This window comes from Desertivirga xinjiangensis (assembly GCF_024436435.1).
Lineage (GTDB): Bacteria > Bacteroidota > Bacteroidia > Sphingobacteriales > Sphingobacteriaceae > Desertivirga > Desertivirga xinjiangensis.
The window spans coordinates 681991-708500 of sequence record NZ_JAFMZP010000002.1; the positions used below are offsets into that span (position 1 = coordinate 681991).

Annotated in this window: 26 protein-coding genes; 8 read left to right on the forward strand and 18 right to left on the reverse strand. The window is 42.5% G+C overall.

The window, feature by feature from the left end; all coding sequences use genetic code 11:
- The first annotated feature begins 32 nt into the window (after positions 1–32).
- The 3 genes from J3P37_RS07685 to J3P37_RS07695 all read left to right on the forward strand — a co-directional run bounded on the left by J3P37_RS07685 (position 33) and on the right by J3P37_RS07695 (position 1730).
- The gene (locus J3P37_RS07685; RefSeq protein ID WP_256010513.1) at positions 33–242 is read left to right on the forward strand and encodes a hypothetical protein; all 210 of its coding nucleotides are present in this window, start codon (positions 33–35) and stop codon (positions 240–242) included.
- 115 nt (positions 243–357) lie between these two features.
- Positions 358–1038, forward strand: a complete 681-nt coding sequence (locus J3P37_RS07690) for an MCP four helix bundle domain-containing protein (RefSeq protein ID WP_256010514.1) — start codon at positions 358–360, stop codon at positions 1036–1038.
- Between the two features lie 194 nt (positions 1039–1232).
- Positions 1233–1730, forward strand: coding sequence for an FKBP-type peptidyl-prolyl cis-trans isomerase (locus J3P37_RS07695; protein WP_256010515.1), 498 nt, complete (start codon positions 1233–1235; stop codon positions 1728–1730).
- 45 nt (positions 1731–1775) lie between these two features.
- On the opposite strand, the gene J3P37_RS07700 is transcribed toward J3P37_RS07695, so the two are convergent.
- Positions 1776–2549 carry a DUF481 domain-containing protein gene (locus tag J3P37_RS07700; RefSeq protein ID WP_256010516.1) on the reverse strand — a complete coding sequence of 258 codons (774 nt, stop codon included), beginning with the start codon at positions 2547–2549 and terminating at the stop codon, positions 1776–1778.
- A 114-nt stretch (positions 2550–2663) separates the two neighbouring features.
- On the opposite strand from J3P37_RS07700, the gene J3P37_RS07705 reads away from it, so the two are divergent.
- Complete coding sequence (locus J3P37_RS07705) at positions 2664–5216, forward strand: hybrid sensor histidine kinase/response regulator (protein ID WP_256010517.1); 2553 nt, start codon at positions 2664–2666, stop codon at positions 5214–5216.
- On the opposite strand, the gene J3P37_RS07710 is transcribed toward J3P37_RS07705, so the two are convergent.
- The 13 genes from J3P37_RS07710 to J3P37_RS07770 all read right to left on the reverse strand — a co-directional run bounded on the left by J3P37_RS07710 (position 5158) and on the right by J3P37_RS07770 (position 18946).
- On the reverse strand, positions 5158–6489 hold the full coding sequence (locus J3P37_RS07710) for a sigma-54-dependent transcriptional regulator (RefSeq protein ID WP_256010518.1): 1332 nt from the start codon (positions 6487–6489) through the stop codon (positions 5158–5160). The genes J3P37_RS07705 and J3P37_RS07710 overlap by 59 nt on opposite strands.
- A gap of 121 nt (positions 6490–6610) precedes the next feature.
- On the reverse strand, positions 6611–6781 hold the full coding sequence (locus J3P37_RS07715; protein ID WP_256010519.1) for a hypothetical protein: 171 nt from the start codon (positions 6779–6781) through the stop codon (positions 6611–6613).
- A 148-nt stretch (positions 6782–6929) separates the two neighbouring features.
- Positions 6930–7493: a molybdenum cofactor guanylyltransferase gene (locus J3P37_RS07720; protein ID WP_256010520.1), complete on the reverse strand. Its 564-nt coding sequence runs from the start codon at positions 7491–7493 to the stop codon at positions 6930–6932.
- On the reverse strand, positions 7490–7774 hold the full coding sequence (locus J3P37_RS07725) for an Rdx family protein (RefSeq protein WP_256010521.1): 285 nt from the start codon (positions 7772–7774) through the stop codon (positions 7490–7492). Before J3P37_RS07725 ends, J3P37_RS07720 begins: the two co-directional genes overlap by 4 nt.
- A gap of 12 nt (positions 7775–7786) precedes the next feature.
- Positions 7787–8293: a molybdenum cofactor biosynthesis protein MoaE gene (locus J3P37_RS07730; protein WP_256010522.1), complete on the reverse strand. Its 507-nt coding sequence runs from the start codon at positions 8291–8293 to the stop codon at positions 7787–7789.
- Entirely contained in the window at positions 8253–8486 is a 234-nt protein-coding gene (locus J3P37_RS07735) for a MoaD/ThiS family protein (protein ID WP_256010523.1), read from the reverse strand. Before J3P37_RS07735 ends, J3P37_RS07730 begins: the two co-directional genes overlap by 41 nt.
- Positions 8487–8500: 14 nt before the next feature.
- Positions 8501–9466: a GTP 3',8-cyclase MoaA gene (locus tag J3P37_RS07740; protein ID WP_256010524.1), complete on the reverse strand. Its 966-nt coding sequence runs from the start codon at positions 9464–9466 to the stop codon at positions 8501–8503.
- 7 nt (positions 9467–9473) lie between these two features.
- Complete coding sequence (locus tag J3P37_RS07745) at positions 9474–10205, reverse strand: sulfite exporter TauE/SafE family protein (protein ID WP_256010525.1); 732 nt, start codon at positions 10203–10205, stop codon at positions 9474–9476.
- A 36-nt stretch (positions 10206–10241) separates the two neighbouring features.
- Positions 10242–11732: a rubredoxin domain-containing protein gene (locus tag J3P37_RS07750; protein WP_256010526.1), complete on the reverse strand. Its 1491-nt coding sequence runs from the start codon at positions 11730–11732 to the stop codon at positions 10242–10244.
- Positions 11729–15250, reverse strand: a complete 3522-nt coding sequence (locus tag J3P37_RS07755) for a nitrate reductase (protein WP_256010527.1) — start codon at positions 15248–15250, stop codon at positions 11729–11731. The genes J3P37_RS07750 and J3P37_RS07755 overlap by 4 nt, the downstream gene beginning before the upstream one ends.
- Positions 15251–15282: 32 nt before the next feature.
- The gene (locus tag J3P37_RS07760; protein ID WP_256010528.1) at positions 15283–16593 is read right to left on the reverse strand and encodes an MFS transporter; all 1311 of its coding nucleotides are present in this window, start codon (positions 16591–16593) and stop codon (positions 15283–15285) included.
- A 46-nt stretch (positions 16594–16639) separates the two neighbouring features.
- Positions 16640–17407, reverse strand: a complete 768-nt coding sequence (locus J3P37_RS07765; RefSeq protein WP_256010529.1) for an ATP-binding cassette domain-containing protein — start codon at positions 17405–17407, stop codon at positions 16640–16642.
- 9 nt (positions 17408–17416) lie between these two features.
- Positions 17417–18946 carry an alginate export family protein gene (locus J3P37_RS07770; protein ID WP_256010530.1) on the reverse strand — a complete coding sequence of 510 codons (1530 nt, stop codon included), beginning with the start codon at positions 18944–18946 and terminating at the stop codon, positions 17417–17419.
- A gap of 515 nt (positions 18947–19461) precedes the next feature.
- Between J3P37_RS07770 and J3P37_RS07775 the strand changes: the two genes are divergently transcribed.
- Positions 19462–20205 carry a Crp/Fnr family transcriptional regulator gene (locus J3P37_RS07775; RefSeq protein ID WP_256010531.1) on the forward strand — a complete coding sequence of 248 codons (744 nt, stop codon included), beginning with the start codon at positions 19462–19464 and terminating at the stop codon, positions 20203–20205.
- On the opposite strand, the gene J3P37_RS07780 is transcribed toward J3P37_RS07775, so the two are convergent.
- Genes J3P37_RS07780 through J3P37_RS07795 form a run of 4 tightly spaced genes read right to left on the reverse strand, consistent with a single transcriptional unit; the run spans position 20200 to position 23684 of the window.
- Positions 20200–21393 carry a molybdopterin molybdotransferase MoeA gene (locus J3P37_RS07780; RefSeq protein ID WP_256010532.1) on the reverse strand — a complete coding sequence of 398 codons (1194 nt, stop codon included), beginning with the start codon at positions 21391–21393 and terminating at the stop codon, positions 20200–20202. The two genes, J3P37_RS07775 and J3P37_RS07780, sit on opposite strands and share 6 nt — an antisense overlap.
- A gap of 36 nt (positions 21394–21429) precedes the next feature.
- Positions 21430–22257, reverse strand: coding sequence for an alpha/beta hydrolase (locus J3P37_RS07785; RefSeq protein ID WP_256010533.1), 828 nt, complete (start codon positions 22255–22257; stop codon positions 21430–21432).
- Between the two features lies 1 nt (position 22258).
- Complete coding sequence (gene moaCB / locus J3P37_RS07790; protein WP_256010534.1) at positions 22259–23209, reverse strand: bifunctional molybdenum cofactor biosynthesis protein MoaC/MoaB; 951 nt, start codon at positions 23207–23209, stop codon at positions 22259–22261.
- A 49-nt stretch (positions 23210–23258) separates the two neighbouring features.
- Positions 23259–23684, reverse strand: a complete 426-nt coding sequence (locus tag J3P37_RS07795; protein WP_256010535.1) for a nuclear transport factor 2 family protein — start codon at positions 23682–23684, stop codon at positions 23259–23261.
- A 355-nt stretch (positions 23685–24039) separates the two neighbouring features.
- Here J3P37_RS07795 and J3P37_RS07800 point away from each other — a divergent pair, with 355 nt between their 5' ends.
- The 3 genes from J3P37_RS07800 to J3P37_RS07810 are packed head-to-tail and all read left to right on the forward strand — an operon-like array spanning position 24040 to position 26490.
- On the forward strand, positions 24040–25086 hold the full coding sequence (locus J3P37_RS07800) for a zinc-dependent alcohol dehydrogenase (RefSeq protein WP_439648955.1): 1047 nt from the start codon (positions 24040–24042) through the stop codon (positions 25084–25086).
- 11 nt (positions 25087–25097) lie between these two features.
- Positions 25098–25604, forward strand: a complete 507-nt coding sequence (locus J3P37_RS07805) for a hypothetical protein (protein ID WP_256010537.1) — start codon at positions 25098–25100, stop codon at positions 25602–25604.
- A gap of 16 nt (positions 25605–25620) precedes the next feature.
- Complete coding sequence (locus J3P37_RS07810; RefSeq protein WP_256010538.1) at positions 25621–26490, forward strand: SDR family oxidoreductase; 870 nt, start codon at positions 25621–25623, stop codon at positions 26488–26490.
- Positions 26491–26510: the final 20 nt, after the last annotated feature.

Below are 26510 nucleotides of genomic sequence, written 5' to 3' on the forward strand. Positions count from 1 at the left end.
ATGCTTTTTAAGTTATCTTTAATAAAGTCTATATGAGACCGCATTCAGATGAGGATATAATACGAAAGGCATCCCTGCAGGATAAAGAGGCCGGATTAATAAGAGACAATAAAATTGATATTGCTGTAGATATGGAAGACGACCATGGAACACTGCATACCTATGTGGTTTCTTTTGAAAGGAGCCCCGGTTCAGAAGGGGGGTGGAAATTTTTAGAGCTAAATGAGCTAAGTTCTTTATAATTGTAATCTAACCCATTCCTGATTAGAAGGAGAATGTTTATCTTTAAGATATATATAGAGGACCAGTAATCTCTTATAACCGGCTCTCTCTTAATTGTAATTCATTTTTAGCTTTATGAAATGGACTTTTGTAATTCAGCAGAAGCTTAAAGTAGCTTCGTTGCTGGCCGGTGTAATGTTGATGGTGGTTCTGTTCAATCTAATCGAGCGAAAGAATATTGCTGAAATGAACCGTTCAGTTACTTCTATCTATAATGACCGGTTGGTTCCGGCTACCGGCATCTTTTATCTTACCGATAATTTATATAGCAAAAGGTTCCTGCTTGAAAAGTTTCTTTCTTCGGGCAGCCAGGACATAAAGGCCCTGAGGTTAAGTCTGGCAGTTCATGACCAGAATATAAAACTCCTTATCAATCAGTTTGAGAAAACTTATATGGTTGATAAAGAGCTGACTTTTTTGAACGAGTTTAAGCAAAAGGTGACCAGTTATACCCGGATAGAAGAGCAAATACTTTTGCTGGCTGAAAACCATTCGAAAAGGGAAGCCCTTGCTTTATATGATACACAAGGCAAAAGCTCACTTATCTCCACTGTTCAAAAGTTATCTGAACTTACGAAAATTCAGACAACGGTTGGAGGAGAACTATTAAATAATACCAAAAGAATACTAGCCACGTCTGACCTTTTATCGCATCTTCAGATGGCTCTGGCGATTGGAATTGGCCTGGTAATTGTTTCCTTGATTACTGCTTCCAAGGCCGTTACTCATACAGAAAAGAATTTCCACTTGAATTGAGCTCTTTGCTAACATTTAATTACTTTAGCGAAATTTCTTGCATCTCAAAAGAATTGTATTCAGTGCTATAATGGCTTTTTTTTGTTTGTGAAAACAGAACCAGCTGTTGCCCGTTAAAATTTATCGGATGCATTTACCATTTGCGGCTTGTGGATATTTTATAATGTTCGGAAGCCGACCTATTTTTTTATATTATGAAGATTCAACCCAACAGCGTAGTGGCGCTTACGTACGATTTGTACACCACCGAAGATGGTCAGGAAGTTTTTGTCGAGAAAGCTTCAGAAGAACAACCTCTTGTGTTCCTGTACGGAGTAGGCATGATGTTGCCAAAATTTGAGGAAAATTTATCCGGACTAGCTGCAGGTGATAGCTATGATTTCCATCTGTCTGCCATAGATGCTTATGGTGAAAAAGATGCGAATGCTGTTGCTGAACTTGGCATAGAAATGTTCCAGGGAGCAGATCTACCGGAAGTTGATGCTGTGTTACCTTTACAGGATAACCATGGCAATCAGTTTCGCGCACGGGTGACCAACGTGTCTGACACCAATGTTACTGTTGATTTGAATCACCCTATGGCAGGTCAGGACCTGCATTTCAAGGGGCAGATCTTAAACGTTCGCGAAGCGACGAAAGATGAATTGGCACATGGTCATGCTCATGGTGCTGATGGCCATTCAGGACACTAAGAGTAATAAAAAAAGCGTCGTTTGACCAACGGCGCTTTTTGCGCTTTAGAAATACCTTTCTGCTTTAAACCCGTAGGTGAGGATCAGGTTCTCACTCCTCGTTTTTGTTAATTTATTATATTTAAGTGAAGTATTAAGGGATAGGTATTTATTAAGTATCACCGAAAATCCGGAGCTGGTACTTATAATATAATCATCCTTGTAATTTAGTGAGTTCTGTAAGAATCCGGTACCGTCCAGGACAATAATTTTCTTTATTGAATATTTAAAAAATACTCGTAGAGAATTCCTGAATGTTTGGTAGTATTCATTGTGATCATTGACCAGGAGTTTACTCGTTTCAAATAGTATCCCATTGCTGATATTCAACTGTATGCGCTCCGAATTTACGACATTATACGCAAGGCCTAGCCCCGCTTGCAACTGATTGACTATCTTTAAGGAATAGCTTGTGGTAAAATTAGCCAGGCCCCAGTAGTAAGGTGAAGGCTCCTTTTGATAGAGATTGAAATCAAGGCTTGCCGTATAGTCATTATTGGAAAGTTGCCGGTTTTGTTTACCATAAAGCCAGTTGTTATTAAAGTTAAGCACTGCTTTTTTATTCCGGACACTGAATTTCAGGGAATTATTAAGGATGTATGCATCCGTTGTATTGGTTTTATTAATATTGCCACTTGCATTAAAAGCGATGAAATGATGCGTGCTGTCCTTGAACTGCGGATAGCCGGATAAGTATAAAAGTACCAGAAGCAGAGATGTAAGAGTTTTAATGATCATAGATTGTGTGCTGATCAAAACTACTGGATTGTATTGGTACATACCAAATGCTGATTGACTAAATTTGCTTCAAATGCTTTGAACGGATATAGGAAACACAAAAAACTAAATCTATTCGTTATTAATAGATACATTCATGAAGGTTAAAAAGAATCTATGCAATTTATAAAGGGTAAGGTAATTGTAGCTTTTCTTTCGGGATGTATAGCGTTATTTTTTGCCTGGGAAGCCAGCCGGCAGGCCTCCATACAGATACTTGGGAATGTAGATAGTTTATCGACTCCAGTCGACAAATTACATCTGGTCAATCAGTTATTTCGTGATATCAATAAGTTGGAACAATTACAGCGTGCGCAGGCCATCCAGGGTAAAGACCGGGATTCTAATAATCTGCGCAATGAATCACTGGAATTAAGGAAATCATTAGACAACCTTGGAAAGATGTATACGGGCGATTCATCCCAATTGGCCCGGATAGCCTCCATGAAAAAGATATTACGCGACCGGGACAGCTTGTTCTCAAATTATATGAGGGTAAGGGAAGGCCTGGTAAGTGGTAAAGAGCTTTCCAGGCAGCTCGGCAGGCTGACCAGCATTTATTCTAAAAGCCCGGTGCTTGTTGAGAAAATAATTACAACGGAAAAAACGTCGACTATTACCATCAACCCGCCTGGATACGAAGACGATAAAAAGGCATCCAGGGGATTTTTGGGCAGACTTTTCGGTAAAAAGCGGGATGTTGCACCGGAGACGACAGAAGTAGACCAGTTGCCTCACGAACAATTGGCAAGTGAAACCGTAGATGTGAAGATCGATACCATTTCGTCGGCAGCTCAGGTGAATCCGGATAGCTTAAAGAGGGAGATCGATAAGGCCCGCCGAACCATTGTCAGCACTCAGCGCCTAAAAAGTACCAGTTTTATCGACCGTGAGGCTGCCCTGACCAATGCAGGGAATATTCTTATTAACCAGATGTTGAATATCCTGCAGGAGGTAGAGAAGGATGCTCTGGCGCAGGTGGAGAGAAATAACAGCAAAACAAAAGGGGTTGTCGAAGAAGGGGCCAGAAATATTATTAACATTATTTTGCTGTTTGTTTTGGCCACTGCGATTCTGTTGTACCTTATCCTGACAGATATTTCACGTAGTGCACGCTATAGAAACCAGCTGGAACTGGCAAAGGATGAGGCGGAGCATCATAGTGCAGTAAGGCAGCGTTTCCTGGCCAATATGAGTCACGAGATCCGGACTCCGTTGCAATCTATAATCGGGTATTCGGAGCAGTTACGGCAAGGCCATACACAAAGCAATGAAGCTATCAACGCCATCCATTACTCATCAGAGCATCTCCTGCAGATCGTAAATGAAATTTTAGATTATTCGAGGCTTGCATCAGGTAAATTCAGCCTTAATTTCGGAACTTTTAGCCTAAAAAGCCTGCTACAGGAAATTATTGCACTCGTACAGCCTCAAGCATCCAAAAAAGCACTGGCTTTAATATTGGAAGATCATACACAAGCGGATCAGGTTATAGCGGACTCGTTTAGGTTGAAGCAGATCCTCCTAAACCTGATCAGCAATGCTATTAAATTTACAGATGAGGGATCTGTCACTTTATGTGTGCGTGCAACTGAAACAGAGCACCGTTATCATTTTGTTTTCCAGGTGGCAGATACAGGACACGGCATTCCTAAAGATAGTTTTGCTAACATTTTTAACCAGTTCGAACAAGTAAATACTTCGGCGGTGGCCGCGACGAAGGGAACAGGCCTGGGCTTGAGCATAGTTAAAGAATTGGTGGAACTGCAAGGCGGATCGGTAACCGTTGAGTCAGAGTTGGGAAGAGGTACTACATTCGAAGTACGACTTGGCTTTGCTAAGCCGACTGCTGTTTTAAAGTCTTCTTATGAGGTGGTTAGCAATTTTCCGGCTAACGAATTAGACGTATATCTGGTCGATGATGATCAGTTGATCCTTCAACTGGTATGCTCCATATTTGAGAAACACCATATCCGTTATCACTGCTTTACTTCGCCTTTGGAGCTGTTGAATAATCTGAAAGATCCGGACAAATCTGTGGTTATGGCCGATATACGCATGCCTGAAATGAGTGGTATTGAACTTTGTACTGAACTAAGAAAGAAAAGTTCATCACTGCGTATATATGCTCTGACTGCTCAGGCCCTACCCGAGGAGAGGCAGGTGATCCTAGAGGCAGGGTTTAATGGAATATTAATGAAACCCTTCAGGGAAGCGGATGTTCTGGCTCTGTTGCTGGATACTGTTCCAACCGAACAGCTTCCGGAGATTCAGCTGGAGAAAGATTTTGATCTGAGTTCTCTGGAGCAAATGACCTTTGGAGACACAGAAAAAATGATCCGGTTGCTTAATCAATATGTAGAGGATAGCAGAGAGGATGTAAGGCAGCTAAGTGATCTGCAGGGTGACGAGTCTGAGGTGCCTTTCTTACTACACAAGCTAGCAGGGCGAAGTGCTCAATTGGGTGCAGCCAGACTCGCGGCGTTAATGAGGGAGCTTGAGATATTAGCATATAAAGAGGAGCACGAGGCCCCCTCTTCGGTAACAAAAGATGATCTGAAAGCAATTGCTGCAGAAGTTGAAAGTGTTATGGGAAAAATTGAAATGGAGATCAGCCGTCTATCTGGTATTTCTCCATCTTATAGTAAAGAGTTTTCCGGTCAATATTAAGCAGCTTTGCAGCCTGCGATTTATTGTATTTTACTTTTACTAATGTTTGGGCGATCAGTTCCTTCTCATTAGCTTCGTTAACAGCTTTGATGTCGGATGTTGACGGTTTCGCACCATGCTTTACGGCAATGAACATTTCGGAAGGTAAAGCGGTTTTCTGAGCAATTTGTCCCGGTGTTAGAAGAACCATCCGTTTGATCACGTTGCGCAATTCACGCAAATTGCCTGGCCAGTCATATTTTAAAAGGAGATCTTTAACTTCAAGGGATACACCTTGCACGTTCCGGTCCAATTCTTTGTTCGATTGACGAATAAAATGGTCTATAAAAATATCGATGTCATCATCGCGTTCGCGCAGGGCGGGTACCTCAATTTTAAATTCATTGAGCCGGTGGTATAAGTCTTCCCTGAAGTCACCTTTACTCACACTATTATAGAGGTCATCGTTAGTGGCAGTAATGATCCGCACATCAACACTTACCTGTTTGTTACTTCCAATAGGCTGTATCACTCTTTCCTGTAGCACGCGCAGGAGCTGCACCTGAACCTCATAATCGAGGTTCCCAACCTCATCAAGAAAGAGTGTGCCACCATTTGCTGCCTCGAACCGGCCTTTTTTATCAAGAACAGCCCCGGTGAAAGAGCCTTTAACGTGGCCAAATAATTCACTTCCTGCGAGATGTTTGGACAAAGCTCCGCAGTCAATAGATACAAAGGGCATCTGTGCCCGTTTACTGAAGCGGTGTATAGATTTGGCAGCATATTCCTTTCCGGTACCGCTTTCACCCTGGATTATAACAGACATGTCTGTAGGTGCTACCAGTTTTATATAATCATGTAACTGAATCGAAGCATCACTTCGTCCTTCAATAAAGTTTAAATTTACAGGAAATTGGTTGTTAGTCTTTTCAACTTTTTTCTCCAGGGCTTCGTTCACAGCCATTAAAAGCTCATCTGGATTTACAGGTTTTGTTATGTAGTCCAGCGCACCGAACCGCATTGCTCTCACGGCGGTCCTCACATCATTGAAGCTAGTCATTATAATAGAGGGAGCAACTATTCCTTTGGATTTGGCGGCAGCTATTACGTCGAGTCCAGTTCCATCAGGCAAGCGATAATCGAGGAGAAACAGATCGTATTCTTTTTGTTCCAAGGCTTTGACGGCCAACTTCACCTTTGATGCAGTTTCTACGTCATGCCCTTTTTTAGTAAGAAATCCTTGTAATAATTCTGAAAAAGTTATATCATCTTCAACAAGCAGAAGCTTAGCCATAGCAACGGGTTTAATTAATCAAAAATACAAAAGCCGAAGGATTCTTCGGCTATTGTAAAGGATTAACTGTAATTAACTGTAAAATATTGTATTGAAAATTGTTTGCCTATGGCTTTTTAGGCTATTGCTTTGGCTTTTTAGTTTTTAAGGTGTCTGTAGGGGTTTGAGCTGTGTCTTTTTTGGTCGTATCCTGCAAGCTTATTCCTGAATAGTTTGACGAAATAGATGCAGTTGTTGAATTGATGCCTGCAAATGCCAGAGCTACTATAATTGCTAATGCTGTCCTTTTCATAGTTTTAGTTTTTAGTACGCCACCTATAGTATCAACATAGTGCCATGAAAATATAAATTGTTAATACATTGATAATTAGTGTGTTTTGATTTTTGTGCGCTTATTTCTTTGTGGAATTATTCTACACACTGCTGCATTAGGCCGCAACTTATAAGCTGTTGTGGTTGCTAAAAGCGCTGCTGTTGGCAGTTGGGATGTATTTGGTATTACCGGCTTCAAAGCGGTTTCGCAGGCTATACTTTATAATCTTATTTTCTTGTAGGGCTTTGTAAGTCTCCGCCAGGGCCTGAGCAGTGTAAATTGCACAAAAAGGCTGGGGGAAGTCAGCCAGTTCATAAACGTAGAAATCGAAGTTGGTCTGTTCGTTATATGTTTGGATCAGGAAGGAGAGGGTTTGCTGCTCCATGTCGATAAGATCGCAAGCCATTAACAGTAGGTCTTTTTGCGGGTAGGCGTCGTGAACGCTGAGCAGGCCATTCAGCGGACCCTGGACTGGCAATTTATCTTGTATCAACGTGAATTCCGGGAGAGCCTCTTGGTATTTGTCGAATTGCCCGTGATTGACCGATACCACCACAGGCAGGTTTATAGATTGCAGCTTAGCGGCAATAACCTTAGCCCAGGGCCTGTTTTGAATCATCAACAAGCCTTTATCGCTTCCCATCCGGGTGCTCCGGCCTCCGCATAAAATTACGCCAAGAAGTTCCTTCATAGATCAGCCTTATCAGAATGACCCAAATTCTTGTCCGGATTGACGAGATCCCTGATGTGTTGTTTCAATTCTTTGATTTCGGGAAACTTACCTGCAGCTTTTCGATCAAAGATCAGAGTACCGTCAAGCCATATTTTAAAAGTACCACCCAATTCAGCGGGGTGTAAGGACACACCTCTCAGTTCCTCAGTAAATGTAGTCAGGAGTTCCTGTGCAAAATAAGCGGAACGGAGCAGCCATCCGCACTTCGGGCAATATTCTATAGTGATCAGAGGTTTCATGTAAGTTTAATTTTAATAGGAACCAGTCTCATAAACATGTTTGTTAGGGTCGCCGGTAAAATCCTCGCAATTGCAATTTCCACCCCATTTCTTTGAACCATCTTTGAAGTACTCACACTTCCATATCGGAACTTCATGTTTTATACGGTCGATTATGTAGCGGTTCGCTTCGTATGCCTCCCGCCGATGCGGGCTTGCAGTAATAACCACCACTGCTGATTCGGCCACGGAAACTTTGCCAATCCTGTGCTGTGCCACAGCAATGTTCAGTTTCCACTTTTCCCTGGCTTTATCCAGTATTTCATGGATCATTTTAGCAGCCAGACTTTCTTTGGCTTCGTACTCAAGGTAAGCTACAGCCATGCCCAGGTTATTGTCTCTTACTTCTCCGCTAAAGACAACAAGTGCTCCTGCCTGCGGATGATGAGCAGAGGACAGCAGACCAACTATGTCTAACGGAAGTGCAGATATATATGTATTAGCCTCCGCTGCTGGGAGGGATGATGCTGATGCTGTCATTCTGTTTAAATTTATAGGAGGTGTCAATAAATTCGTCGTTCACAGCAAAACGGCATGAACTTAGGATCCGGGTAGCTTCAGGGTTTTGTTGGCCAAGATAATCTTTCAATGAATTGATATCCTCTACCAGATCCGGTACGAAAAACTGTTTGTCGAAATACTCTTTCAGTAGTGCAAAAACTTCCACCTTCATATGTTTATTTTTAATTAGCCTCCAATACTTAACATACTCAAATTGCTCCCGGTAAACTTCAAGCTTTGTTTTTGTGACATGGCAGCCTGTAAACAATCAATCAACGCTGCATCATCATGGATGTGGTTTACGGAAACCGGGGAATTACTACTCAGGCAGCCGTAAATGTTTCCGAGCGAATCGAGTCGCAAACGATCACAATCTCCGCAAAATGGTTCGGTTTCATTGGCTACGATACCAAATGTGTAACCACTGGTAGTTTTCCAGTAATTGGCTGTCGAACAGGGCTTGCGTTCCAGGCGCTCGAAATCATAACCTTTGCTAATTTCAGAAAGGATCTCATCTTGTGAAAAGAAGTGTTCATCCGCCTTGCCAAACAAGTGCCCCATTGCCATTATCTCAAGAAAGCGAATTCTGATGTTCCTTTCAAAGGCGAACTTAAGTAATGGAATAATCTGGTTTTCGTTAAGGCCCCGCATAATCACAGCGTTCAACTTAACTTCTAGTCCCTCATCTATTGCAGTATCAATACCTTTTAAGATTCGGTTTATGCCATGCCTCCGGCTAACACTGTAAAATACCTCTTCATCTATGGCATCGAGTGAGATGTTAATGGAGCGAAGCCCGGCTTCGGCCAGGGCCGCAGCCTGATTTTCCAGTAATAAGCCATTAGTGGTAAGTTTTAAGTTGTCGATGCCGAGAAGCCTTGTCGACCTTATTATCTCAGGCAGTTGGTGATAGAGGAGTGGTTCTCCACCCGTGAAACGAACGGTATCTAACTTTAGAACCCTGTGCAGCTTTTTTATAATGGCTGATAAGTCACCGGCAGAAATACCCTGTGCCTTAGATATGGTTAAGTTATCTTTGAGATCTTCTGTGCCGCAAGTGCAGTATACGCATCCTAAATTGCAGGTATTTATCAAACTTACCCGCAAAGTTTTGAATCTTCTCCCAAACTCATCTATCAATCCTTCCATCATCTTACGATCACATAAAAAATATAAGCTTTACCGATGCAACGGCAAGTACTGCAGTTAGCACATACCGTACGGTGACTAACTGAAAGCGCTGGCTTCCCCAATAGGCGCCTGCGAGACCTCCACATAAGGCTGCAGAAAACCAAGTTAGTGATTCTGCATTAATGCTAATATCCCCAGGATGTCCTAGTAAGCCTGAAGCCGAGTTTAATACAATAAAAATGGCTGAAGCAGCAGCGGCTTCCTTTGCATTTCCCCATGCCAGAAGAATAAGTATGGGACTCAAAAAAATTCCTCCGCCAATATTTAACATTCCAGATAAAAAGCCAATGATCATCCCAAGCAACAACGCAAGAGGAAGTGTAAGCTCTTTCCTCGCCATTTTCTCAACCGGGCTAAATCCTAATAACCGAATAACAGGGATCATTAATGCCAAACCAAGCAGCAGATTGTATAATTGTCCATGCAAGGGCATTTTTGAACCTAGGAAGGCCATCGGAATAGACGTTATTAAAAATGGCCAGCAGAGCTTCCATTTAAGGAACCCAGCCCTGCTAAATTGAATAAATCCCATTCCCGCTACCAAAATATTCAGTACCAGTATTAGAGGTTTATATGACGCAATGGGAACGGAAAAAATAGAAAGTACTGCAAGATATCCGCTTGCACCTCCATGGCCAACCGACGCGTATAAAAAACCAATTACAAAAAGTGAAAGCGTAAGAAGCAGGGTATAATCCATTCTTCTGCAAAATTAAATAAAATTAGTGGGTTTAATTTAGGTGCTTAAAGTTACCAGCGTGTTCTTGTCAACTACTATAAAATCTGACTTCGCAGAATCGCAGGTAGGGCAGCAATAGGTTTCCGGCAAAAGATCGAAAGTTGTAGCTGGAGAAATGTTATTAGTAGCATCGCCATAAAAAGAGTCATAAACAGTAAAACAATTTTTGCATTGATGGACGTATGTAATTTGCTCTTCCTTAACTGCTTCGACAGGTTCGGGAGCTGTGAACAAATCACCGTCGGTCTGTAAATTATAAAAGAAGTCGCACAAGGCTATTAATGATGCCGACAGTCCATCGTAAGTTACACCTTGCTCATACATAACAAAATCTTTAGAGTTTGGATTGAAGTCTCTGGTATACAAAATGTCAAATTTATCCTGCTGATCATTCTCTGATTTTTCCAGCTTTTTAATTATCACAGAGCCAAATAATCCAGTTTTTGGGTTGATTTTGATCGCAAAGCTAAGCTTGAATGTTCTCAGGTCTACGAGGTCGAACTGGCGGACGAGGTGCTGCTTTAATTTTAAGCCGTATTCGCAAAGATCTTCAAGCTGCCAGTTTAACTCGTTTGACGCATGTCTCACATTAATCCGGTTTTTTGCCAGGATCCAGTTCCAGGATTTTCTATCTTCAGGTTTTATGTCCTTTATGATCAGCGATTTCCAGGGAGTGGTGTAAATTTGACCTACACGTGTTTGCAGACAAATAGAGGAGATGTCTTTTAAAAATTTAACAGTGTATTGTTCATTCCTATTGTATATACCCAACCAATATTTGCCGCCGTATCTATTGAATCCCTCATAATAAGGAAGCTGGAAGTCGGGAAGGGTGAGGGCCTCGCCAGGCGTTTGGTTAATAAAACGTTTAAGGGCTGATATCTTTTTGAATAATACAGCTCCATCTACTTGTTCTCTGTCGTAAAACAGATCTTTGCTGGCAAAAATATATTCTTCAATCAGCTTGCTGAGGGATGCAATGTCTTCTGTGTAGATCAAACTGGGCCAGGCATAAAAAGTGTTTGTTCTAGGGAACCGGATGTGCAAATGCCAGAAATTGCTGATCGCCGAAGCTATGAAGTTCAGGTTTCCCGTAAAAAAAGGGATGAAAGTCTGATTATTATCAGCAAGGTTAATTTTAAGTCTGGGTTTAAAATCGAAGCCATCCAGGATATCCTTGTACACGCCTTCGCGCAGCCAGTTTGAGATGCTAAAAATATCTTCAGAAACATATGAGCTTATGATATTAGGCCATTGGTCCGAATCAAGCTCATATTCAACGTCAGCAATTAAAAATTCATGTTCGAGGTCTTCCAGCTGCTGATCATTGACCAGCAGGAAGAGTTGTTGCCTGTTTCCTAAACTGACAGTTTCAATTCCTGCTTTTTCCGCTGCATTTAAAATTCCAAGCAAATCTCCTGCAGCAACAATACCACCCGGAAGGTTAATTTTTATGATGTGCTTTGTTTCAATCAATTCTTCTGTCATACTGCGGCGCTTTCAACTAATGCATTTTTTAAACTTTCTTCTAATATCCTTTTTACCTCCGGACGGCATGAGCCACAGCCCGTACCTGCGCCAGTTGATAAGCAAATTTCCTTAAGGTCTGTACATCCTGCCTGGATTCTGTTCTTTATGTTTTCAGTACCTACATTATTACAGCTGCAAACAAGTTTTCCCAATACAGGGTCAGCTTTGGTGCCACTTCGCAGGAGTTGCAATCTTTTCTCACTCAATTCCGTTTTATTACCAATAAGTTCTCTGAATTCCTGAAATTCTGATTTATCCCCTATAAGTATGGTTCCAACCAGCCTGTCTTCGTGTATGATGCACTTTTTGTAGTAACGTTTTGCCTTGTCGATAAAAACGATCTCTTCGTAGTTTTTATCATCCGGACTTTCCGGAATTCCTATACTACAGAGGTCAAATCCCTGGATCTTGATAATGTTCATAAACAAACTGCCCTCGTAGAAGCTAGCAATATCGCCGTTTAGAAATTTTGCTACCACCTCGGCTTGTTGTTCAGCCGCTGCAGTTATCCCATAAAGCGTTCCTTCGAATTCGGCAATTTCGCCGATGGCAAAAACGGATGGGTCGCTCGTCTGAAGCCGATCATTTACCACCACACCCCGCTTGCATTCCAAACCACTTTCGCGGGCGAGCTCAAGGTTTGGGCTGGTGCCGATCGCCAGGATCAGTGCGTCGCAATTTATCTTATGACCACTGGCCAGCCCTACACCCGTAAGCTTGGACCGTCCGTAAAATAGCTGTACTTCATCATTATAGTAAATGTCGCAACCCTGGTCTACCATTTCTTCATGGAGCAGCTGGCTTCCCAACGGATCTAACTGCCGGTTCAAAAATCTGGATATCCTTTGGACAATGGTGATCTTGATGCCTATCTCACGTAAAGACGCAGCCATCTCGAGTCCTAATAGACCTCCGCCCACAATTACGACATGCCCGCCTTTTGAAACATGCTTTTTAAAATTGTCAGCGTCAGTGCGGCTACGCATGGTAAAAATACCGGGCAGAGAAGGTACATTACGCGGAACTGCCGCCCTGCTGCCTGTAGCCATGATCAGAACATCGTAATAGGTTTTAACACCCCGGGAATCGATAACAAATTTTTCCTCCCTGTTCACCATTTCGACACTTACTCCTCTGAGCAGACGTATGTTATACTCTGGTTCTTCTGAATCTTTCATTTTAACCAGCTGTTCCCATTTCTGCTCGCCACTGATATAGTCAGGAAGCATTACCCGGTTGTAAAAGGGAAAGTTTTCCTTGCTGAAAATGGTTATCTCATCCTCCTGATTGATTTCACGATAGCTTTTTACGAAACCATAAGAGCCGGCGCCTGCACCGATCACTACAATACGTTGCACGGGCTTCTGATACTTTTCCACCCGGACTGCGCAGTATTTGAAATCAGGCTCTTTCGAGATGGGATCAACCAGTGTACTGGTAATGTTGTTTGTGCGGTTTAAATCGTTACCAAGGATTTTTCCCCAATGCATGGGAAGAAAAACAATACCAGTTTTTATACTGCCGGAAACTTTAGCTTTTACCCGCACATCTCCACGACGAGAACTTACAGACACAATATCTCCATCACTTATTGATAGATTTTCAGCATCCGTTGGATGGATCTCCAAATAAGCTTGCGAGATGTGTTTTTTCAACTTATTGACTTTGCCGGTTTTCGTCATGGTATGCCAGTGATCTCTGACCCGCCCTGTGGTAAGAATGAAGGGAAAGTCAGCATCGGGCAATTCACTCAATAAGGTATCGTCGGGAGAATGGATTATTGCTTTTTTGCTCGTGGTATAGAACTTCCGGTCGGTAAAAAGCCGTTTTGTTCCCGATTCTGTCTTTTTGTTGAAAGGCCATTGTATGGTCCTGTGTTTTTTAATTATACTGTAATCTAGCCCATGAATATTAAGGTTGGTTTTTACAGTAAGCCTGGTATGTTCCCTGTAAATATCCTCCATGCTGGAGTAGTCAAATCCTTTATAGCCCATTTTACGCGCAAAGCGGCAAATGATCTCGGCGTCGGGGAGAGCTTCCCCCGGAGCCTCAATAATTTTATTTAGATAACTTATCCTTCTCTCAGAATTAGTCATGGTGCCCTCTTTTTCGGTCCATGCTGCTGCTGGAAGAATAACATCAGCGTATTTAAGAGTCTCAGGCTTATTGCTTACCTCCTGAACAACAACGAACTTTGCTTTTTTTAAAGCTTGTTCTGCGAAACGGGTATTGGGCAGGCTTGTAAGCGGGTTGGTACAAAGAATCCAGATGGCTTTCAAGCGCCCATCGTGGAGGGCTTCGAACATTTCTGTAGCTGTCAGGCCCGGTTTTTCTGAAATAGATGTACCTCCCCAAAACTTTTCAACTTCCTGACGGTGTAAGGGATTTGCCAGGTTCCGGTGCGCAGGCAAAAGGTTTGACAATCCTCCAACTTCACGGCCGCCCATCGCATTTGGTTGGCCGGTTAGTGAGAATGGGCCTGAACCCGGCTTGCCAATATGTCCTGTGATGAGATTCAGATTGATCAGGCTCAGGTTTTTATTGGTTCCAACAGAACTCTGATTTAAGCCCATTGTCCACATGCTTAAAAATCCTTTTGCATTTCCAATGTATTCAGCGGCAAGATGGATGTCGTCTTCACTTAGGCCGCAAATTACAGAAGCTTCAAATATCGTTTTTTGAAACACCAGTTCCCTGTATTTTTCAAAACCTTCGGTATGATCTTTCACAAATTCCAGGTCGATACAGCCGTTCTGAATTAAAATACGACCGATTGCATGGTTTAGGGTGATGTCTGTACCAGGATTAATCTGTAGGTGTAAATCGGCAATAGAAGCGCTGTCTGTGACCCGTGGATCTACCACAATAATCTTAATGCCGGGATTTGCCGCTTTATGTGCTTCCACCCGGCGCCAGATTATTGGATGGCACCAGGCAGGGTTGGCCCCGGTAACATAAAAGCAATCAGCAAGTTCTATATCATCGTAGCAAACCGGGACGCTGTCTTCACCCAGTGCCATTTTGTAACCCACAACCGCACTGCTCATGCAAAGTCTGGAATTGGTGTCTATGTTATTACTGCCGATAAATCCTTTTATTAATTTATTGATCACATAGTATTCCTCAGTTAAGCACTGACCGGAAGCATAAAAGGCTACTGAATCGGGGCCGTATTTCTCGATAAAGGTTTTAAAAACGGCAGCTGTACGTTCCAGAGCGCTATCCCATGAGACACGCTGCATAGGCATATTTTTGTTGAAACGCATTTCGGGGTACAACAGACGGTCTGTCTTGTCATTTACTGTGTAACCCAGGTTTAAGCCTTTGCTGCAAAGCATTCCCCGGTTAACCGGATGGTCCTTGTCGCCACTTACAGAAATTGTCCCGTTTTTTTCGATCTCGACCTCAATGCCACAACCCACGCCGCAATAGCAGCAGGTTGTGGTTAATTTCTGTGCGTTGTGTTTGTGCTCCATTATCAATCTTTTTTAATTCTGTAAGATTTAATTCAGGCTGTTTTTAGCTCAGCAGGATTAATATCGGCAACAGAGGTTTCTTCTTCCGATCTGGTTTCAAAAGGAATAACGGCTATAAGAATTCCAATAATTGCTACCGCTATGCCCAGGTAAAGAAAAGCATCAGCATACGTGATTGATTTCGCCTTGAAAAGGAAGCCAGCGAGCATCGCTCCAATATTACCGCCGGCACCCACTATTCCGCTTACAGAACCGATAGCTTTTTTATTTATAAAAGGCACAATAGAATAGGTCCCACCGTTTGCCATTTTAAGAAATAGCGCGAAGAACAACATAGCGATGATGGCAGCCGTTAGTGTGCCGGCCTGCGCAAACAATGCAATTCCGACTCCTTCCAGGATAAGGAAAGCACCCAATAATAGACCTTTTCCTTTCAATCCATGTATTTTTCCCACTTTATCACTAAAATATCCGCCCAGGGCACGGGCGAAGATATTCATCAATCCGAATGAAGCGGCGAGTGCTCCGGCCATGATCAGCGAAGCATTGAAGTTATCCACAAAAAAAGTCGCAGCTACATTGTCAACGGTAATTTCGATTCCGAAACAAGCAGCATAGGCGAAAGATAAGGCCCATGTGCGGTAATCTTTCAGTGCCAGTTTGAAGGACCCTTTTGACTTTTGAGTGGCAGCACGTTTGATATCTTTATAATTGCCTGCAGGAGTGTCTTTAGTATATTTATAGTAGATAAAGGCCATAATCACCAGAATCAGGCCCGGAATGATCATCGCATACCTCCATGAGTTAGCTGCTGTAGTGAATCCCAGCGTAACGAATCCGGACGCGATTAAAGGCATTACAAGGTTGGTAACACCTCCGCCAAGGTTTCCCCAGCCACCGGATACTGCGTTTGCTGTACCAACTATACTTGGCGCAAACATCATCGAGGTGTGGAATTGGGTAATTACAAATGAGGCTCCGATGATGCCGATAATGAACCGGAACAAAAGGAAAGATTCATAACTATTACTAAAACCTATACACATTACGGGAACGGCTCCAATGAGTAAAAGAATTGTGTACGATAATCGTGGTCCAAGGCTGTCGCATAATTTTCCTATGATCAGGCGGGCTATTATAGTAGCCGACACTGAAGCAATAATGATATTTCCAACCTGTTCCTTATCAAGTCCCAACTGTTCCCGCACGAGGGGCATCAGTGGTGCAATTCCGAACCAACCAAAAAAACAAAAAAAGAAAGTTACCCAGGTAATGTGAAAAGTACGCATTTGAATGCCTGAAGTGCTGAATATATTAAGTTTGCTTAGAGGTTTTGCAGTCATGTCTTGTCGTTTTTAATATTGTGTTTTAATACTTTGATGGTGTTTTTTAGTTACAGGAAGAATACCTGTCAAATAAAAAGTTTAGGAGTCTGTCCTTAATTTCTATATACAAGGGGTTTTGTAGCATATTTTTTTTGTGACGGGGTCTGGGGAGAGCAACGTCTATGATGGTCTTTATTGCCGGCGCCGGCGCGTGATTCATCAGCACTACGCGGTCTGAAAGAATTATTGCTTCTTCAAGATCGTTTGTTACTACAATAATAGTTTTCTGGCGGTTGTCGAGATGCCATAGCTTGAGAAGTTCCATATGCATTAGTCCTTTTGTTGTTGCATCCAGAGCCAGGAAGGGTTCGTCAAGCAGCAGGATCTTTGGGTTCATGGCAAATGACCGTGCAACAGCGGTCAGTTGTTTGATGTCGGGTGGGAGCTGTCCGGGAAGTTTATCTTTGTATGGGTCAAGATTTACCATGGTAAGCGTGTTGCGTGTTGTTTGCTGTTTTTCTGACTCTGGGTTGTTGGGCATAACCTTGTCAATCGCATCATAAACATTCTGATACACTGACAGCCATGGGACAAACCTGTCATTTTGAAGAACAATCTCCGAGTTATATTCCCGTCCAGTAGTGCCGCGGCTGCTTGCGGTGTAATCGCTGTTACCTGGATTAACTAAAGCTGCAATCTTGTTTATTAAGGTGGATTTCCCAGAGCCTGAGTGTCCCATGATCGCAATGATTTCGCCCTTTTTAATCTCCAGGTTAATGTCTTTAATAAATACAGACCTTTTAGCCCCGGGTAGTTTTGTAGTGAATTCCATAGCCTAAGATTATCCGCGGGTTTTAAAAAGAAAATCAGGCCGGATATTCAACATCAGGTATCCAAATGAGGGCGACCTATCATAGTCGATAGAAATATCCTGCCCTTTGGCCTGGGAAAGGGCGCTTGTAGCCATCATCGCTGAATATCCCAGTTCAATGTTAGTAAATCTATTCAGCGAATAATTTAAAACCAGATCTAGTTCGTGTGCCAGGTGCTTTTTAGTGGAAGCAGCCAGAGAATGATTGGAATCAAAGCGATGCAAATCCGCCGATACATAATATTTTGTAGTAGTATACTTTGTTTTAAAGTAATAGTCCTTCAAGCCGGAAGCTGGCGAACCTGTGGGTGCGTAGAAGTAATCCATATATCCCCAGAACTTATGGGGTGTTCCGTACAAAGGGTCGAATCGTTTGGAGTCGGATGCCAATGTGGTGGTCTTATTGCCGGAAAGAACATCGAATCCAGGGCCAAAACTAAACTTTCCTTTAGTATAACTGGCTAAAACTGAAGCATGAAATGCATTCAATTTTTTTCCGTCGCGATCTTCTCCTAGTTGATGATAATAAGCTCCCTGGATAGTGACATTTTTTATGGCAGAACTAAGCATGCCGCCGAACGTGTAGCGGTCATTGGTGCCTTTTACGTCGTATACTCTGCCATATATAGTTCCATCAGTAATCCCGTCATTATCTGCATCGGTGACTACCGATACTGGCCTGTACTTTGAAAAGTTATCTTTGAATGCAAGGAAAGACAGTTTGGTCTGATTGATCTTTTTACTTGCATACAAGCTGACGAAACTTTTGTAATTCTGGTTTCCGGCATTAGTATTTGCCGGGTTAGCATAAGAAGGGTTGCCTGTAGCGGAGCTGTTTCCATTTGCAGAAGTTAAAGGAATTATTCCGGAGGGGGTAGATACTAAAATACCACGATCTGTTTTCACGGTCGCCGGAACGTTTCCAGGGGTATAGGCGGTGCCGCTAGAGTTCTCAGTATTTTGGTTGTAGGCATATCCCATATCTACTTGCCATCCATGATGTAAAGCTTTAATCAGGGCCATATCGAATCGACGTCCTTGCTGGAGCCAGTCGAGATTGCCGATCAGGCGGGCGTCGTCGTAAATTAGCTCCTGACGACCAACCTTAAATGAAAGAAAATCAAGGATCTTAAACTTTTGAGTAGAATCCGTCTTATCGGCTAAAATCAGTTCTGCCCAGCCTTCATGAAGCATTAGTTTGTTACCGTCGGCAGGGCTGATTGTTGAAGCGTCCTGTCCCCATACTCTAACATCTTGTAACGTGACTCCAAAATTTACCTTATCCCATTTATAACCAAAATTGAGTCGCGTTCGTTGCGACACGAAGGACGCGGGAGAGGCGGTCTCAGGCGTTAAATTCGCAAAACCGTCTCTGACTTCTAAACGAGGCCTTAATTGTCCGGTCAAACTTATTTGAGCTTTTGCCGGAGTGACAGACAGCGCTGCGACCGCAGTCAGACTAGTTGTTAAGAACCGTTGAATGATAACTTTTTTGTACATTTGATAGGTTTTTAAGTTTGTTAAAGCACTTGAAACTTTGCCCCGTCTGGACTGCGACCTCCATTCGGGGTTTTCTTTTGTTTTTCTTTTCTATATTCTTTTAAGACTTTGCCATTAAATGTTGATATAAAACTATTGTATTTTGGTAAAAAAGTAAAGAAAATTATCAATTTAATTGAATTAATATGATTTATTTAATACAAATTGTGGTTTTTTGGTGTTTTATTAAATATTATTAGTGATTTAGCTTTAAAATTGTCGAATTTTTAATTTCCATATCATGAATATGATGGTTTTATTTTATGTATATGGGTAATAGTAGTGAGAAAATTGGTATAAATGTTCAAAATATCAGAGATGTATCTCGTTTTTTGATTGTTTTTTAAATTTTGTAGGTGGTTTCAGCTTTTTTTTAGTCTTTTGTGTTTGGCATGTCGCCTTTTACGTTATCTGTTCGTGAACAAACAAAGAATTATACTAGTAGATTGGGAAACGATCAATTGTAGAGAGGAAAAATGAAAAAATCAAAACATGAATGTAGTTTAGACGGGTGTTTTTTATGCAGGTTGTGTCTAAAAGAATGGCTTCCTGCTCTGAGGGCTCAGAGGCAAAACTTTAATGTTAAAAAAGGCGAGGTGATATTTAGAGAAGGGGATAGGGTAACGGGCGTATATTTTGTCTACGAAGGAAATGTGAAGGTTCATAAAAAATGGGGATCAGATAAAGAGCTTATTATTCGCTTCGCCAAAAAAGGAGCAATAATTGGGCACAGGGGGCTCGGCTCAAATTCATATTATCCGGTAACCGGAACAGCGCTTGAGAACGGGGTGGTTTGTTTTATTCCTATAGAGTTATTTGAGGCTACCTTAAAGGTAAACCACGAGCTGACATATCAGCTCATGATGTTTTTTGCTGATGAGTTACAAGAATCCGAGCGGAAAATGCGAAATCTCGCGCATATGCCCGTTAAAGGAAGAGTTGCACAGGCCTTATTTTCGCTTAAAGATAAATTTGGGCTTACTTCGGAAGGCTACATTGATATCGACTTAACCAGACAGGATTTGGCATCTTATGCAGGTGCAACCTATGAAACCGTTTTTAGGATAATAAACGAACTAAGTAACGAAGGGATGATCAGTACTTCCGGTAAGAGTATTAAAATATTGAATCCTGAATCTTTATCCGATATAATCAACGATGGAGAGCTTTTAAATACAAATGCAGGCATTTTTAAAAAGAAGATCCCAATAGATCTATAGTTTGAAAAAGCTAACGACTGTCCCGGGGGATAATTCGTGAGTTTTTTTTGGATGATGAGCCAATCCGTCTGCATAAAGCCCCAATCGTATATCTCCCGAGCCGTTAATTGCAGTGGTCACCAGTTTAGAAGGTTCACCCTGGACAATTACAGGAAAAAATTCATCAAGATCGGATTTTTTTACTCTGGTATCACCCAAGGGAAGATGGAGTTCTTCGGCCATGCTTTTAAGGCCAAGCGATTTTGCAAGGTAGGTCTCAATAAAAAGTTTAAAACCAACCATGCATGAAAAAGGATTGCCGGGTAGTGCAAATACCATTCCGCCCCGGGGCATCTGACCGCACCATATAGGCTTGCCGGGTTTTATTGCAACTTTATGAAAAAGTTTGGTCACCCCGCATTTCTCCAAAACCTGGGGTACATAATCGGCATCGCCGGCTGACACACCTCCGCACATGATAAGGATGTCACAATGCAGTGATTTTTTTATAGTAGCTTCCAGCTCCGGAGGACTATCAATCAGGTGTGCATATAACCAGGGTTTAAGCTGCCATTTTTTTAACAACGATTTAATTAACCATTCGTTGCTGTTTCTGATTTCTGAAGGACCTATTTCTGAAGTAATTGGTTTGACTTCATTTCCCGTAGTAAAAAATGAAACTGTTGGGAGCTTTTTAACATTTACTTCAGCATGCCCAAGGGCAGCGAGTGTACTGATGACAGCCGGAGTACAGATGCTGTCTGCTTTGATAGCCAGGTCACCCTTTGCAAGGTCTTCACCCTCCCGGGCCACATTTTGAAATTCTCTTAAATTGGAGATTTTAAAGGAAACCTCTCCATCGGCCTCGGCTGTATCTTCGCGACGTATAACAACGTTAGCCGGTGAGGGAACCGGGGCGCCCGTCATGATCTTAAAACAGTATCCTTTAGCTAACGTTTTTTGCGGGGTCATGCCTGCATAGATGATCTCCTGGATCCTGAATGTCCTGATCCCTTCATTCCAGTCATCCAAACAGAATGCATATCCGTCCATGGCAGAGCGGTTAAATGGGGGGTAGGATCTGTCGGAAAAGGCGTCCTGTGCAAGAACCCGGTCGCCGGCATCTCCCAGCGGAATCAGCTCTGTTCCAAACCCCTTCGCTTTTGATGAAATAATGGCTTGAGCATCTCTGAAGTTTAGCATATGCATAGGACAAATATTGTTATGAATCAGGTCTCCTGTTTCTTATTTGTTTGAGTCTGATATTCTTTTTATTTCTTTTATTAATAACGGAAAAGCAGGTTCTGTCATCCCATGTCCGTATCCATCTAGTTCAAGAAGAGTAGTTTGTTTATGGCCAGCTAATTTCATCATTCTCATGAGGTATGCATTTTCTTCATAGCGGCCAAGCATTTCAAGCTCCCTGTCGCCAGTGATGAGGAGTAAAGGAGGAGCATCTGCTCTTACATGAAACAAGGGGGCATAATGGTCTATAGTTGGCTGCAATTCTTTGATGCCTTTTTCATTGCGTATCGTAAAATGAGTAATGGCCTGGCCGCTCATGGATATGATTCCTGCGATTTTGTTTGCATCAATGTTGAAAGCATTTAGCCACGTCTTGTCTAGTCCGACCATAGTAGCAAGATAAGCTCCTGCCGAATGCCCGGAAAGGAAGATCCTGGAAGGGTCGCCTCCATAGGTTGCTATATTGTTGAATGCCCACGCTATGGAAGCAGCGGCATCTTTAATATAATCGGGAGCATTTACTTTTGGCGATAAGCGGTAATTGACGCCGATGATACAAAGTCCTTTTTCTTTAAAAGCCGCTGGGATTTCTTTGCTGCCCTGGGTTAACCCGCCACCATGGAACCAGACAACGGTGCTGAATCCCTTTTGATTTTTTGGATAATAAATGTCTAAAATGCAGCGCTCATTGATATAACTATCCATATTGCTTTGTTTTTCAGAATAGTACCGGATATTGGTCGTAATATTATATTCTATCTTCTGAGCTGAAGCAAATGTTACCCAGCTAAACAAAACACATGCAAAAGAAATTTTCTGAATGTTCATATTAATGTCCTCCGCCTTTCATCATTTTTCTTGCATGAAAAACTGCTGGTAAAATAGCTTCTAAGGATTCTCTTGCGCCATCCGAACTGCCAGGCAGCGTTACAATAAGTGTATGTGCAATGGAACCTGCGACACCCCGGCTCATCATAGCTAAAGGAGTACGCATCTGCCCAAAGTTTCTCATGGCTTCTGTTATTCCACCTGCATCCCGCTCCAAAATTTCGCTGACGGCACTGACTGTGTTATCCCTGGGTCCGAGGCCTGTTCCGCCAGTGGTGAAAATAAACTGGATATCTTCAGCTACCCACTGTTTTATCTGAGTCTGGATTAAATGCTTCTCATCAGGCAGGATACTGTAATACTTTACCTCAGCTCTTGCTTCTTCAAGCATGCGTTTTATCAGTAAGCCGCTGCGGTCTTCGCGTGTGCCCTGTGCACAGGAGTCTGAGCAAACCAGCACAGCACAAGTAGGCGAGGTGGCGAAGAACTTTTTCCGGTCGCTTTTTCCCCCCTTTTTTTCCAATAACTTAATATGTCCTATTTCAAGGGCGGTATCTACTGGTTTGAGCATATCATATATTTCCAGTGCGGCTACACTTACTGCTGTGAGTATTTCCATCTCAATCCCTGTCCGGCCTATGGATTTAGCTTCTCCATAAATCACAATTCCTGCTTTTGACAACACCGCCTCAGAAAACTGATCAAAGTGAATGGCGGGGTCAAGAAACTCAAAGGAAATGTCCATACCATCGATAGCTACAGGGTGGCAATGAGGAAGCAGTTGCGGCGTAAGCTTGGCGCCCATAAAACCAGCTGCCCTGGCTACATCAAACAGATTACCTTTGGGCAGCTGGTTATCCTTAATTTTATTGATAGTTTCTGGAGAACAAAATATAATTCCTGTTGCTCTTGCCGAACGTAACGTTATTTGCTTATGGGTAATATCCCTCATATTTTTATATGTATAGCAAATATTGGAATTAATTTTCGTAAAACCTGTCTTAAATAAAGGTGGATGATACATCAGTTATTTTCCAGCCCCGGCTAGTGTACACTATATTCAGAAACTCAACTTTTGAAAAATTCTCATACTTCATAGTTACTTTAACCACAGCTTGGCGCGGATTCGACTCCATAATTGTATAATCAGCAATACAGTTCTGTTGTATGTTTTCGTTGTGCTTGAAAATGCTCAGCATTTCAATTTTGCCGTGTCGGATAATTCGCTGGCCGCGGGTACTTGTAAACTTTATCTCGGGATCTAAAACCTGTGCTAGGCCTTTAAGTTTACCTAAACTTACGGCATCCAAATAGGTTTTTACCGCATGGTTCATGCTTAGCTTCTCAGTAGCTGCTTCATCTGATGCAAATGCACTAAGTGTAAATACTATCAATACCAGAGTGCCTAAAGATCTTAATGTTTTCATGGCATTTTAATTTTGAGTGTTTGAGTAATTTCTTAGGTCAAAACTAATGTCCGGATGAGTCGTTAGAAAGGAGTAATAGGTCAGCGTAGTTCGGATCTCGGTAAATAATGAAGTTTTGTCGGTAAAAGAAATTGCACTTTTTAACCACCAGGTTTCATGTCGATCCTGAATTGTCCGGTTGACTAATCTTTGGAACACTAATTGTTCAAACCTGAACATCTACTTAACAAACATTAAAAAAAAATCTATGTTAGCTATGAACTACAGGGGTCCATTTAGGGTGAGGCTTGACCAGAAGCCCTATCCTGAGATCAAACACCCCAACGATGCTATTATTCGCGTTACCCGTTCTTGTATATGCGGTTCTGACCTGCATTTGTATCACGGACTAGTGCCTGATACAAGAGTGGGTATGACCTTCGGACACGAATTTGTGGGAGTAGTGGAAGAAATTGGTGAGTCTGTACAAAAACTGAAAGTCGGCGACAACGTCCTGGTGCCATTCAATATTGCATGCGGAGCCTGCGCTTTCTGTAAGCAAGGTTTGTACGGCAATTGTCACGAATCCAATTCGCAGGCTACAGCTGTAGGAGGGATCTTCGGGTATTCGCACACTGCTGGTGGTTACGATGGTGGACAAGCTGAATATGTCAGAGTACCCTATGCAGATGTTGGCCCGACAGTAATACCCGAAGGAATGGATCCTGATGATGCTGTTCTCTTAACCGATGTGGTGCCTACAGGGTATCAGGCGGCCGAAATGGCCGGTATTCAAAAAGGGGATACAGTTGTAATTTTCGGTGCAGGACCCATTGGAATAATGGCGGCTAAATGCTGCTGGCTTTTTGGGGCAGGAAGGGTCATTGTGATCGACCATCTCGATTACAGACTTGAGTTTGCCAGAAATTACGCTAACTGTGAAGCCTATAATTTTAAATCACTTGAGGATCCCGTCTTATTTATTAAAAAAATAACGGATTGGCTAGGAGCTGATGCCTGTATAGATGCGGTTGGATGTGAGGCTGCTGGTAGCGCCCTGCAAACCATAACCGGAAGGAAGATGTTACTACAGGCTGGTTCTGCCACAGCACTTCATTGGGCTATTAATTCTGTAAAAAAAGGAGGAATAGTTTCTATTGTAGGAGTATACGGTCCTACCGGCAATCTTATTCCAATAGGAAATGTGGTAAATAAAGGAATAACGATCAGGGCAAATCAGGCTTCGGTGAAGCGTTTACTTCCAAGGCTAATAGATCACGTTCAGGCTGGCCGCCTTGACCCGAAAGGATTAATTACTCATCGCATCCCATTGGAGGAGATCTCAGAGGCTTATCATATTTTTTCAGCAAAACTGGATAATTGTATTAAACCAGTTCTTATTCCACCATCGGCACAACGATAAAATTTGACATCATGGAAAATACACCAACAAACTATAAGGACATTAAGGGCTGGGGAATAGACGCAGATCCTGAAAATGATCCAACATATCCAATCAAGAACAGAACCGACGAAGAACATAAGGGATACAACTGGGAGCGACCGGCTCAGCAGCCCGTGGACATTGAGGTGCTTCAATCAAACGAACGGCCAAATGTGACGGCTGTTTTTGGAACTTCAACCCCGCCCTCAGGTTTAAGCGGAGAGATCCGCCGATTTGCTTTCAAATACAGTGAGGGTAGTTACGGGCACTGGCTGCCACTGATTCTGGCCGACAGGATCAATGTTTATGAAGGCATTATTGACGACTTGAGTTCAGGGCGTGTACCTAATATTTTTGCCGAAAGAGGCTGGACTGCAGAGTGGAAATATAACCGTGAAGGTTTTATAAAAAAGGCACTCGCCGGAATTGTCATAGGATCTTTCGTGGTAGCGGCCTTATGTTACAAGAATAAAAGCAAATCTCATTTCAAAAAATAATTTAGTTAACAGATATATGCAAAAGTCAAATGAATCCCAGCAAGTGCAGCCCCCTCAGCATCAGGACAAACAGCCGGGCCTGGAGTCGGAAATGACGCCAAGACCTGCTTATCAGGGAGAGAAAACGGATGTTTTCTCAAAGTTGGCAGATAAAGTCGCGATAATTACAGGCGGAGACAGTGGGATAGGCAGGGCTGTAGCGGTTGCTTTTGCACGCCAGGGTGCTAATGTGGTTATTTCTTATCTTAATGAAGAAGAAGATGCCAAAGAGACCAAATGGCAAGTAGAGCAGGAGGGCCAGCAATGTTTACTTGTTCCCGGAGATGTGGGAAAAGAACAACATTGTATCAAAATTGTAGCAGATACTATTCAAAGTTTTGGAAAACTGGATATCCTGGTAAATAATGCAGCTGTTCAGTATCCACAGGAGAGCCTCGAGCATATCACCTCAGAACAATTAGAAAAGACATTTCGCACGAATATTTTCGCTTACTTCTATATGGCAAAGGCAGCTTTGCCGCATCTGCCGAAAGGCGGCGTCATTATCAATACAACTTCGGTTACGGCTTACAGAGGAAGCGGTCATCTGATAGATTATGCTTCAACAAAAGGTGCAATTGTTGCATTCACAAGATCTCTTTCTCAGTCGCTTGCCGACAAATTTATCCGGGTAAACGGAGTTGCTCCAGGTCCGATATGGACGCCATTGATCCCAGCCACATTTCCGGCTGATCAGGTAGCTTCTTTTGGAAGTGATGTTCCTTTAAAACGCCCTGGGCAGCCAGAAGAAGTGGCACCTTGTTACGTTTTTCTTGCTTCGGAGGATTCAAGCTACATGACCGGTCAGGTTCTCCATCCAAATGGGGGAGAAATTATAAATGGTTAGGGAGTTTTGTAAAAAAAGAG

What these genes read in the sequence shown, in the direction of transcription:
- J3P37_RS07785 (WP_256010533.1), bottom strand. Translation starts at nt 22,257, where the DNA reads ATGAACATTCAGAAAATTTCTTTTGCATGTGTTTTGTTTAGCTGGGTA.
- J3P37_RS07770 (WP_256010530.1), bottom strand. Translation starts at nt 18,946, where the DNA reads ATGTACAAAAAAGTTATCATTCAACGGTTCTTAACAACTAGTCTGACT.
- J3P37_RS07715 (WP_256010519.1), bottom strand. Translation starts at nt 6,781, where the DNA reads ATGAAAAGGACAGCATTAGCAATTATAGTAGCTCTGGCATTTGCAGGC.
- J3P37_RS07725 (WP_256010521.1), bottom strand. Translation starts at nt 7,774, where the DNA reads ATGAAACCTCTGATCACTATAGAATATTGCCCGAAGTGCGGATGGCTG.
- J3P37_RS07705 (WP_256010517.1), top strand. Translation starts at nt 2,664, where the DNA reads ATGCAATTTATAAAGGGTAAGGTAATTGTAGCTTTTCTTTCGGGATGT.
- J3P37_RS07695 (WP_256010515.1), top strand. Translation starts at nt 1,233, where the DNA reads ATGAAGATTCAACCCAACAGCGTAGTGGCGCTTACGTACGATTTGTAC.
- J3P37_RS07805 (WP_256010537.1), top strand. Translation starts at nt 25,098, where the DNA reads ATGGAAAATACACCAACAAACTATAAGGACATTAAGGGCTGGGGAATA.
- J3P37_RS07795 (WP_256010535.1), bottom strand. Translation starts at nt 23,684, where the DNA reads ATGAAAACATTAAGATCTTTAGGCACTCTGGTATTGATAGTATTTACA.
- J3P37_RS07750 (WP_256010526.1), bottom strand. Translation starts at nt 11,732, where the DNA reads ATGACAGAAGAATTGATTGAAACAAAGCACATCATAAAAATTAACCTT.
- J3P37_RS07740 (WP_256010524.1), bottom strand. Translation starts at nt 9,466, where the DNA reads ATGATGGAAGGATTGATAGATGAGTTTGGGAGAAGATTCAAAACTTTG.
- J3P37_RS07735 (WP_256010523.1), bottom strand. Translation starts at nt 8,486, where the DNA reads ATGAAGGTGGAAGTTTTTGCACTACTGAAAGAGTATTTCGACAAACAG.
- J3P37_RS07700 (WP_256010516.1), bottom strand. Translation starts at nt 2,549, where the DNA reads ATGTACCAATACAATCCAGTAGTTTTGATCAGCACACAATCTATGATC.
- J3P37_RS07720 (WP_256010520.1), bottom strand. Translation starts at nt 7,493, where the DNA reads ATGAAGGAACTTCTTGGCGTAATTTTATGCGGAGGCCGGAGCACCCGG.
- J3P37_RS07690 (WP_256010514.1), top strand. Translation starts at nt 358, where the DNA reads ATGAAATGGACTTTTGTAATTCAGCAGAAGCTTAAAGTAGCTTCGTTG.
- J3P37_RS07810 (WP_256010538.1), top strand. Translation starts at nt 25,621, where the DNA reads ATGCAAAAGTCAAATGAATCCCAGCAAGTGCAGCCCCCTCAGCATCAG.
- J3P37_RS07765 (WP_256010529.1), bottom strand. Translation starts at nt 17,407, where the DNA reads ATGGAATTCACTACAAAACTACCCGGGGCTAAAAGGTCTGTATTTATT.
- J3P37_RS07755 (WP_256010527.1), bottom strand. Translation starts at nt 15,250, where the DNA reads ATGGAGCACAAACACAACGCACAGAAATTAACCACAACCTGCTGCTAT.
- J3P37_RS07760 (WP_256010528.1), bottom strand. Translation starts at nt 16,593, where the DNA reads ATGACTGCAAAACCTCTAAGCAAACTTAATATATTCAGCACTTCAGGC.
- J3P37_RS07780 (WP_256010532.1), bottom strand. Translation starts at nt 21,393, where the DNA reads ATGCATATGCTAAACTTCAGAGATGCTCAAGCCATTATTTCATCAAAA.
- J3P37_RS07775 (WP_256010531.1), top strand. Translation starts at nt 19,462, where the DNA reads ATGAAAAAATCAAAACATGAATGTAGTTTAGACGGGTGTTTTTTATGC.
- moaCB (WP_256010534.1), bottom strand. Translation starts at nt 23,209, where the DNA reads ATGAGGGATATTACCCATAAGCAAATAACGTTACGTTCGGCAAGAGCA.
- J3P37_RS07685 (WP_256010513.1), top strand. Translation starts at nt 33, where the DNA reads ATGAGACCGCATTCAGATGAGGATATAATACGAAAGGCATCCCTGCAG.
- J3P37_RS07730 (WP_256010522.1), bottom strand. Translation starts at nt 8,293, where the DNA reads ATGACAGCATCAGCATCATCCCTCCCAGCAGCGGAGGCTAATACATAT.
- J3P37_RS07710 (WP_256010518.1), bottom strand. Translation starts at nt 6,489, where the DNA reads ATGGCTAAGCTTCTGCTTGTTGAAGATGATATAACTTTTTCAGAATTA.
- J3P37_RS07745 (WP_256010525.1), bottom strand. Translation starts at nt 10,205, where the DNA reads ATGGATTATACCCTGCTTCTTACGCTTTCACTTTTTGTAATTGGTTTT.